The sequence below is a fragment of the Chloracidobacterium sp. genome, from assembly GCA_025057975.1.
Classification (GTDB): Bacteria; Acidobacteriota; Blastocatellia; order Chloracidobacteriales; family Chloracidobacteriaceae; genus Chloracidobacterium.
This window is the reverse complement of record JANWUV010000015.1, coordinates 100381-109847: the sequence shown is the minus strand read 5'-3', so window position 1 is coordinate 109847 and position 9467 is coordinate 100381. Positions and strand designations below refer to the sequence as shown.

The 9467-nt window shown below is 59.7% G+C and carries 8 protein-coding genes; 6 read left to right on the top strand and 2 right to left on the bottom strand.

Features of this window, described 5'->3' with window-relative positions:
* Window positions 1-828: hypothetical protein (locus tag NZ585_13045; protein MCS7080960.1), on the top strand; the 828-nt coding region annotated here is incomplete at its 5' end.
* An 802-nt stretch (window positions 829-1630) separates the two neighbouring features.
* Here the strand turns inward: NZ585_13045 and NZ585_13040 are convergent.
* Window positions 1631-2659 carry a polysaccharide biosynthesis/export family protein gene (locus tag NZ585_13040; protein MCS7080959.1) on the bottom strand — a complete coding sequence of 343 codons (1029 nt, stop codon included), beginning with the start codon at window positions 2657-2659 and terminating at the stop codon, window positions 1631-1633.
* 94 nt (window positions 2660-2753) lie between these two features.
* On the opposite strand from NZ585_13040, the gene mog reads away from it, so the two are divergent.
* The 5 genes from mog (at window position 2754) to hpnH (ending at window position 8737) form a co-directional block, all read left to right on the top strand.
* Window positions 2754-3290 (top strand): molybdopterin adenylyltransferase, encoded by a 537-nt coding sequence (gene mog / locus NZ585_13035; GenBank protein MCS7080958.1) that lies wholly within the window; start codon window positions 2754-2756, stop codon window positions 3288-3290.
* Window positions 3291-3364: 74 nt separating this feature from the next.
* Window positions 3365-5227 (top strand): PEP/pyruvate-binding domain-containing protein, encoded by a 1863-nt coding sequence (locus tag NZ585_13030; GenBank protein MCS7080957.1) that lies wholly within the window; start codon window positions 3365-3367, stop codon window positions 5225-5227.
* A 13-nt stretch (window positions 5228-5240) separates the two neighbouring features.
* A complete protein-coding gene (locus NZ585_13025) occupies window positions 5241-6791 on the top strand; it encodes an AAA-like domain-containing protein (protein ID MCS7080956.1) in 1551 nt (516 codons plus the stop codon).
* A 48-nt stretch (window positions 6792-6839) separates the two neighbouring features.
* On the top strand, window positions 6840-7460 hold the full coding sequence (locus tag NZ585_13020) for a hypothetical protein (GenBank protein ID MCS7080955.1): 621 nt from the start codon (window positions 6840-6842) through the stop codon (window positions 7458-7460).
* Between the two features lie 266 nt (window positions 7461-7726).
* Complete coding sequence (hpnH, locus tag NZ585_13015) at window positions 7727-8737, top strand: adenosyl-hopene transferase HpnH (protein ID MCS7080954.1); 1011 nt, start codon at window positions 7727-7729, stop codon at window positions 8735-8737.
* A gap of 35 nt (window positions 8738-8772) precedes the next feature.
* Here the strand turns inward: hpnH and NZ585_13010 are convergent, their stop codons facing one another.
* Window positions 8773-9453 carry a hypothetical protein gene (locus NZ585_13010; protein MCS7080953.1) on the bottom strand — a complete coding sequence of 227 codons (681 nt, stop codon included), beginning with the start codon at window positions 9451-9453 and terminating at the stop codon, window positions 8773-8775.
* Window positions 9454-9467 lie beyond the last annotated feature (14 nt).

Genomic DNA, 9467 nt, shown 5'->3' with positions numbered 1-9467 from the left:
TTTCGAGTTTCAGCGCGGCGGTACGGGTACGACGGGGCGGTGAACGGGCTTGGGCGCGGGTGGTGGAGCGCGACGCTTGGCGATGACGTGACGCGGACGCGGCGGGAGGTGACGAGCTACGACGCGGCGGGACGGGTGACGGAAGCGGCGCAGCGGTTTGGGGTGAGCGGCGGGGGCTGGGTGAGTTACGTGCTGCGGCGGAGTTGGACGGTCGGCGGGCTGGCGACGCGGGACGAGCTGCCGTCGGGGCGGGAGCAGGTGTACGCCTACGACGCGGCTGGGCGGCTGACGGCGACGTGGGGGACGCTGGGGGATGGGGCGTGGCGGATGTACGCGGAGGGGATAACGTACACGGCGCACGGGGCGTTGGCGCAGGAGGCGTTTGGGACGGGGACGCGGCTGTGGCACACGCGGCGGTACAACGTGCGCGGGCAGTTGTATGACGTGCGGGTGGGGACGGGGAGCGTGTACGGGACGCGGGAGAGTTGGGATCGAGGGTGCATCCAGTGGCTGTACACGGACGATATGTGGGGCGCTGGGACGAGCGATCCGTGGAACAACGGGAACATCAAGCGGCAGCAGGTGTGGCAGCCGTTGGGGGCGGACGGAGCGCGGCTGTGGATGACAGGGTATAAATGCAGATTTTCCAAATGGTTGGCATTGTATGAGCACGGCGGACCAGAAAAACTATTGGATATTTACCACTCACTAGGAGCAAAGAGTAAGATCATTGAAGAAGTGCTTATGGATATCAAAGCGATGTTGGCGAGTCCGAAAGGGAGTCAAGCTTATAAAAGAGATTTGTCAAGTAGTGAGGGAGTAACATAGATAACTATGACTCAAATCGTCATCGTTTGGTGAGATATAAACTCAGAACCGAGGTGAAGATTCTGTGTCCCAGCAGTCCAAAAAAGAAAGCCAAGTCAAAGCATTTAGCGCCAGCATTGAGGCAAGGCTCAGAAACATCGCGGGATGTACTAAAGCATTATAAAAGATGAGCTCTGCCTTGGCTTGATGCTGATATATCGAAAGAGAATCACGGGAAAGGGCATGCATCCATCGGCAATACTCTTTGCCGACAGAGACTATGCAACAGCTTTTTTCCAAGGGGAGCTTTGCTTAGCGGCTGACGGGAAATCGTCATCGAAAAAGCTACAATGCTCCCACAAAGCTACAATACTCCCACACCCTCTAGACGTATATCTATGAGTCAGTCGTACGTGACATTTATTGCATCTTCCTTAACAGGAAAGGATGAAGCGGCCGGCAGAAGGCTTATCGAAAAGCCACGGTGTCTAAATACAACCTGCGTCTGATAATGCAAGAATTATGCAAGTAAACCAAGTAAACGTAGTAACGTAGTAAACCACGAGATGACGCTGAGCCACTAGGTGACGCTATGAAAACCAAGCTTGGGCTGTGTTTGTACCCACGGCCCGATGATGTAGAACAACACTGTCAACGACCTTATGGCGAGGCGGCAGCGCCAGCTATTGCTGGTCGAGTTGTCAGTCTCAGCTTTCTTCCGCTGGTGCTTTCTGAAACAAAACTTGGGCCAAGCTCCTGAACCAAAGATGCTGTACCATGGGTTTGCTTATAGACCTTAGTTTTCGTCCGTGCAGCGCACCGACTACCGAATCAACCCAGTGGTTAGGAAGGGAATCAACATCCCCACCACCATCGGCGGCAGACTACGAGCAAGGTTGAGGCCGGCGGCACGCATTTCCGAGTGCGGCACATAAAGTACGTCATTGGCCTGAAGGAAGAGGTCTTTTTGCTTCCCAGATTGAATGTCCGCCAAGCTGATTTTGATTTCCTCGCGTTCGAGCTTACCGGGTACGGTGCGGTAAAGCCGCATGTCGTTACGCTTTGCGCCGTCGGAGAACCCATTCGCCATGGCAATGGCTTGGGTTACAGTGATAGGATTGCGGGCTGTTAGTGGGCCAGGCCGGCGAACATTGCCGGCCAGATAAATCACATCAGCGCGCGGGACGGATACGATGTCTCCGGCTTGAAGCAGGAGATTGTTCTGCGTGTTGCCAGCAATGATTTCATCAATGTTGACGGAGATAATGTCCACATCCGGCGATACATCATCGCCAGCGGCCTGGGTCGGCACGGTTGAATTACGGACATAGCGGATGATGTTGACGAAACGGCTGGAGTCTTCAGTCAGCCCCCCTGACCAAGCAATCACATCAAGCAGGCGCATGGCGCGGCGCAACGGTAGCCGTCCCGGCGACCGCACAGCACCGATGACCGTGATCATACGTGAGTTAAACTCGACCACGCTGACATTGACTTCCGGCTGCCGTAGATATTTCCGCAGCGCTTGGCGCAGCACGTCCGCTGCTTCCTCCTCAGTCAGACCAGCCAGTTGCTGCCGGCCGATAAACAACAGGTCAACCGCCCCGTTTTCACCGACTCGAAATCTTCCGGTCAGGTCGGGCTGTTTGTAGACCTTGATTTCCACCACATCACCGGGACCGATAATGTAATCGCCCAGCGGCGCAGTGTACGTTTGCGTTGCTCGGATGGTCGGGCTGGGCAAGGCGCTCGGCGGTGGCGAGGACGGCGCTTCGTCTTGCGCAGCAGCTGAACCAACCAGAAGCAACACGACCCAGAACGTGGCATACGTAGTACGAAACAGGCTTGGCATGGCAGAATCCCTAATCGAAAGCTGAAATAAGTTCGGACAGTCTAAGGCATCCTTTCGGCCGGTCAAAGCCGCCGCTGAATCCTGCTAGGTTTGTATGTCGTCATCAAACATCAAGATCGGCATCCTGACCGTTTCCGACCGCGCCAGCCGAGGCGTTTATGCTGATGAATCAGGACCGGCAATTGTCGCCGTCCTACGCGAGTTCATCGCCGACGATTGGACGCCCATTACCCGGCTTGTTCCTGACGAACAACCTCTGATTGAAGCGGAGCTGCGCCGTCTGGCCGACGATGAGGGCTGTTGCCTTGTTGTGACGACCGGCGGGACAGGACCAGCGCCGCGCGATGTAACGCCTGAAGCGACGGAAGCCGTCTGTGAAAAGTTACTGCCGGGCTTTGGAGAGCTGATGCGTGCCGTGTCGTTGAAGTATGTGCCGACAGCAATTCTGTCGCGGCAAACGGCGGGTATCCGCGGACGCTGTTTGATTGTCAACTTGCCCGGCAAGCCCAAGTCGATTCGGGAATGCTTGGAGGCAGTTTTTCCAGCGATACCGTACTGTATTGACCTCATCGGTGGCCCTTACCTCACCGGTAACCCTGAGCGCGTACAGGTTTTTCGCCCCAAAAGTTAGCGACTGAAACGCCTTGCGCCATGCGCCGCTTTGCCTTGTTTTTCATTTTATTTGCCTTGTGCTGCTCCGCGCCGATGTCGAAGATTGGCGCGCAGTCGCCGCCGGACGACCCCACCGCGCCGGATTTCGTCGCGCACATGACACGCGCCGACTTCGACCGGCTCGCCCGTACGACCGTTCAGGGCAAACAAGCCGCGACGCCAAGCGTCATGTTCATCATTGACCGTGCCGACGGGCGCGTGTACTACGCCAACTCGCGGCGGTTTCGCTTTCACAGCGATTTCGCACGGGCGACCTACCTGACGCTCGACGCCGGCGATGTGTTTTTGCGCAAAAACTACACCAATGAACAGCGCCGGTTTCTGCTTGGAACCGTCGCGTTTCAACCCCGTCTCGCGCGGTTCACCTACGAGTTCTGGGAGGGCGACCTTCTGACCCCAACGTTGGTGGCTTACGCTCATGAGCGACTAACGCAAACCTTCTTCGCGCCGTTGACCTTCAAAGCCAACGCCCGCCGACACGAGGAAATCGCAGCCCAGCTTCCCACCGTGCCGAGCGTGCGGGCGGATGAAACCCTCCCGGAGACGACCTTTCTGGCGCTCAACACCGGACGCGCAACGGGCGTGCTGCGCCTCGTTGAACGACTGCCGCCGCCGCAGCCTTTCGAGCGCGAAGACATCGTGATTTTCAAGGAAACGCCGCTTTCCACGACGCCGCTGCGCGGCATTCTTGTCACCCAACCGGGCGCACCGCTGTCGCACCTGAACCTCTTAGCGAAGGGCTGGGGCATACCAAACGCCTACGTCAAGGACGCCGACGCGCGCTTTCGCAGTCTGGTGGATCGCTGGGTGACGCTGGTCGTCACCGAAGATGGCGTAACGGTTGAGCCGGCTGAGCAAATCGTCGAATCCGAACGCGAACGCGCACTGAGCCGTGAGCTGCGTTTGCCGCGCGCCGATTTGCGGTGGCGTGCGCTCACCGATCTCCACCGCCAGCGGGCGCAGGATGTTGTTCGATTCGGCGCAAAGTCGGCGAATCTCGGTGAAGTCGCGCAGGCACGAATTCCCGACGTGATCGTGCCGCCCGGTTTTACAATCCCATTCGCCCACTACAAGGCGTTCGCCGACCGCCACGGCGTCGAAGCGCGCGTTCTGGCGCTGCTCAACGACGACCGATTTCACCACGACCCCCAGACGCGACAGGTTGAACTCGCCAAGCTGCGCGCGTTCATCGTCGCCGCGCCGTTCGACCCGGCGTTGCGCCGGGCGATTTTAGCCAAGGTGCGGCGTGAGTACCGAGGCAAGGGGCTCTTCGTCCGCAGTTCAACCAACGCCGAAGACCTGCCGGACTTCAGCGGCGCAGGGCTATACACCACCGTGCCGAATGTCGTCGGCGACGAGGCGCTTATCACAGCCATCAAAACCGTCTGGGCTTCAATCTGGAACTTTGAAGCGTTTGAAGCCCGCGAAGCGGCGCGCATTGACCATCTGGCGGTATATCCGGCGGTTCTCATTCAAGAGGGCGTCAACGCCGACAGCGCCGGCGTCCTGGTCACCACCAACCCCTTTGACCGACGGGACACGGAAGGCATCTACATCAACGCCAAACGTGGGTTGGGGCTGCGGGTCGTAGAGGGGCGGCGCGTGCCGGAGCAGATTATCTACCGCCCACAAAGCGACACGGCGCTCATTTTGACCCGCGCCGACGACGAAACCATATTGACCTTTGACGTAAAAGGTGGGGTGAAGGAAGTGGCAGGCGCGCCTAACCAGCCAGTGCTGTCGGCGGCGATGATTCGGCGCTTGGGGCAGGTCGCCTTGGCGATTGAGCGGTTGTTCGGCGGCAAACAGGACATTGAATGGTTGACCTACCAAGGACGGCTGTACATCGTGCAGGCGCGCCCATTCATTGAGCGCACCAGCCTCTCGATTCAGTAAAGAGGTGGTCGGTATGCGTTATTTCAACACCGCTGGGCCGTGTCGGCCGGACATTCACTACATGCTGTCGCCGGTGGAGCGTCTGCCGGGGGTGCGCCGGTTGATAGACCAGCAGGCGTACTTTGTCCTGCACGCGCCGCGTCAAGTGGGGAAAACGACGCTGATGCTGACCCTGGCGCAGCAGTTGACGGCGGAAGGGCGATACACGGCGGCGCTGCTGTCGCTGGAAACCGGCGCGCCGTTCACGGACGACCCGCGCACGGCGGAGCAAGAAATCATCCGTGCGTGGCGCATTGCGCTGGCGGCGCAACTGCCGCCGGAGCAGCGGCCGGCGTGGGCTGAAACGACGGGCGTGCCTGATCTTTCGCTGTCGGAAGCCTTGGCGCAGTGGGCGCGCAGCGCCGGGCGACCAGTGGTGGCATTTTTAGACGAGATTGACGCCCTGCAGGATAATGCTTTGGTGTCGGTGTTGCGGCAGTTGCGAGCTGGGTATCCGAGTCGTCCGCAGAGTTTTCCGTGGTCGTTGGCGTTGATTGGGCTGCGCGACGTGCGCGACTACAAAGTCGCCTCCGGCGGCAGTGACCGGCTGCACACCGCCAGTCCCTTCAACAAAATGGACGCCCTCACCTTGGGCGATTTCACCTTTGATGAAGTCGCCGCGCTGTACCGGCAGCACACGGCTGAAACCGGGCAGGTTTTCACGGATGAAGCCGTCGCCTACGCCTACGAACTCACCCACGGGCAGCCGTGGCTGGTCAACGCGCTGGCGCGGCAGGCGACCGAGTTCATTCAACCCGACCCTTCCCAGCCCATCACCCGCGACCACATTGAAGAAGCCAAGTGGGCGCTGATTGACCGGCGCGACACGCACCTCGACAGTCTGGCCGAGCGGCTCAATGAGCAGCGTGTCCGGGATATCATCGCGCCGATGCTGGCCGGCGAACTGTTGGCGGACGTGTCGGACGACGACCGGCGGTATGTGCTGGACTTGGGGCTGTGCCGGCTGTCGCCCGCCGGCGGGCTGGAAGTCGCCAACCCGATGTACCGGGAAGTCATCGCGCGGATGCTGGTGTTTCCGACGCGGGCGTTTTTGCCGCATATTCCGGCGACGTGGTTGAATGAGGCGGGGCAGTTGGTGCCGGAGCGGCTGTTGGAAAGGTTTTTGAGTTTTTGGTGGCGGCACGGGAAGCCGTTGTTGCGGAGCGCATCGTATCCGGAGATTGCGCCGCACATCGTGCTGATGGCGTACCTGCAGCGGGTGGAGAACGGGGGCGGGCGGGTGACGCGGGAGTATGCGGTGGGGACGCGGCGGATGGATGTGTGTTTGGCGTACGGGGAGGTGACGGTGGGGATGGCGTTGAAAGTGTGGCGTGACGGGGAGGCGGACCCTGAGAAGGAAGGGCTGGAGCAGTTGGAGGCTTATCTGGCGGGGCTAGGGGAGCAGGCGGTGGGGTGGCTGGTGATTTTTGACCAGCGGCGGGGACAGCCGCCGGTGGCGGAGCGGACGCGGGCGTATGCGGCGACGACGCCCGGCGGGCGCCGCGTGACGGTTGTCCGCGCATAGGAAGCAACAAAACGTCAACGAAACCAAAACGATTCGGAGAAGACCTCTATGGTTTTGAAACTGCGAATCCTGCTTTTCATCGGTTTGCTGGGTTCAGTTATGGGCGACGCCGTCGCGGCTCAGGAAATCGAGATTGGAAGACAACGTACATCTCAACAACGTATCGAGTACCGGCTTTTAGCGACGACAAAAACCTCGACGATGGAGAGGGAACTCAATCAGTACGCTCGGGAAGGCTTTCGCTTTGAAGGCGTCATGGGTGGTGAGACGGCTTTTGGCGGCAATGAGTGCGTCGTGGTGATGTCGCGTACCGGAGCGGACGACGCCCAGTACGAGTATCGGCTGTTGGCGACCAACAAAACCTCCACGATGGAACGAGAACTGCGCGAGGCCGGGCGGAGCGGCTTCGAGATTTGCGGCAAAACGATTTTTGAGACCACCTTCGGCGGCAAAGAACTGGTGGTGATTTTGGAGCGTCCAAAGTCGGGCGGCGTCATCCCGGTTGAATACAAGCTGCTGGCCACGTCGCGGACATCCACGATGCAAAAGGAGCTGAACGAAGCCGGGCGCGACGGCTTTCAGTTCGTCACCTTGGCGGTCGCCGAAACCGCCTTCGGCGGGCGCGAGGTCGTGGCGATTCTGCGGCGTTCGGGACGCCGGGGGCTGTGACATCTCCGGCGGCGCGGGTGAAAGACATCAGAGACACGGCGAACACAACGGGTTCAATGGCGGTTTGGTTGGGTGCTTCCCCACAACGGGATTGCCGTCCAGCCTTGGGTCAGATTATTCGGGAACGGCCGCGACCGTCGGCGTGACGGCAGCCATCGTTGTCGGCTGATTGTCACCTGTGATACCTACGGCGACCTTGAACAACTTTACAGAAAACACAGCTGATGCGGACTGCGCCCGCGCCGCTTTGGACTAAAACCTTCGTTATGCGGTTCCCCCTTCGATTCACCCTCGCCCAAGCCCGCCACCGCGCCAAGATGGAGCGCCTTGGTCGGAAGCGATACCCGACCGTGCTGATGTTGGAGCCACTCTACACGTGCAACTTGGCGTGTCTGGGCTGCTCGACCGAGCGGTACACCGGCAAACTCTCCGACCGCCTGCCGCCGGAAAAGTGCTTTGAAGCCGTGGACGCCTGCGGTGCCCCGATTGTCAACATCTGCGGCGGCGAACCCTGCCTCTACCCCGAACTTAAGGAACTGCTCGAAGGTCTTTTCGCCCGCGATAAGCACGTCATCTTCTGCACGAACGCACTCAAGCTGGAAGAAAAGCTTTTCGGCGTCGTACCGCCTACCCACCGCCTGCTGCTGATGATTCATCTGGACGGCATGCGCGAAACGCATGACTACGTCACCAACCGCGTGGGCGTCTTCGACAAGGTGATTGACGCCATCAAAAAAGCCAAGAAACTGGGCTATAACGTCTATCTCAACACGACCGTCTTCCGGGAAACCAAGGTTGAGGAAGTGGAACAGCTCTGTCGGCTGGTGGACGAGCTTGGCGTAAACGGCATCCTGATTTCGCCTGGCTATGAGTACCAAAGCGTCAAAAATGACATTTTCCTCAACCGTGAGCAAATCCACGAGAAGTTTCGCGCCATCCGCGCGTTCGCCAAAAAGTACAAAATCAACGCCACGCCCAAGTTCCTTGACTTCGCCGCCGGTTTGATTGAACTGCCCTGTGCGCCGTGGTCAACTGTCAACTACACGCCGAAAGGTTGGAAAGCGCCCTGCTACCTCATCGAAGGCGAGGGCTACTTTCAGGACTTCGAAACGTTTTGGAACGCGGTGGATTGGGGCTACTGGGAAAGTCGGCAAGACCCGCGCTGCGTCAACTGCAAGATGCATAGCGGCTCGGAGCACAGCGCCGTTGAGGAAGCTATGAAAACCCTTGGCGGTAAGCTCCAACTTGCCGCTTGGTCGCTGGGGATGGGCGTATGAACAAGGCACGGCGGCGCGTCCGCCTCGACAGCCCATCACGGACGGAACATGTCTTCGGTCAAGCCGACGTTCAGACGCAAGTCGCGCCACTCAGTCAGGCCGACCCGTACGCCGTCTTCGATTTCGACCAGTTCAATCGGCAAGCCCAGTTTGGCGTCCACGCTGTAGAGGCGTACGTTACGGCCACGCGCCAGCCGCAGCACGTAGGCGTCGCCTTGGACGACGACGCTCGCCTCCGCGCCGTCCGCCATCAGACGGGCGATTTCATCAATCAGACTGCCGAAGTCGCTGTGGGTGAAGTCATGCAGTTCGGCGCGCGCCAGAAACGCCGGTACGGGAAAGCCGTTTTTGCGCAGGCGCGGTTTGCCGTCCCGGCCCAGCACGACTACAGCGCCTTGCGACCGGCCGGCGCGTCCGACCAGTTTCATCAAACGTGGCTTCTTGAAGGCGTAATCGCTTTCGGAAAACTCATCCGGGCGTTTGAAGCTGCGCTCAACCAAACGGCAGGTGTAATCGTTGAGTCGCGCAAACGCCTCCCGCATCTGCGCCACCAGCGCCTCCGGCGGGGGCGCATCCGTAACGTAAGCGCCGTGTATGGTTGGCGGCAGGCTCAAACCGAGCAGCCACAGCGCGACGCCCACTCGGCAGAACCAAGCCCATTTGTTGACGAAACCGGCGCGCGCCGCCGGCGTGCGCTTTCTAACGACAAGTATCATTTTGCACTCAACTT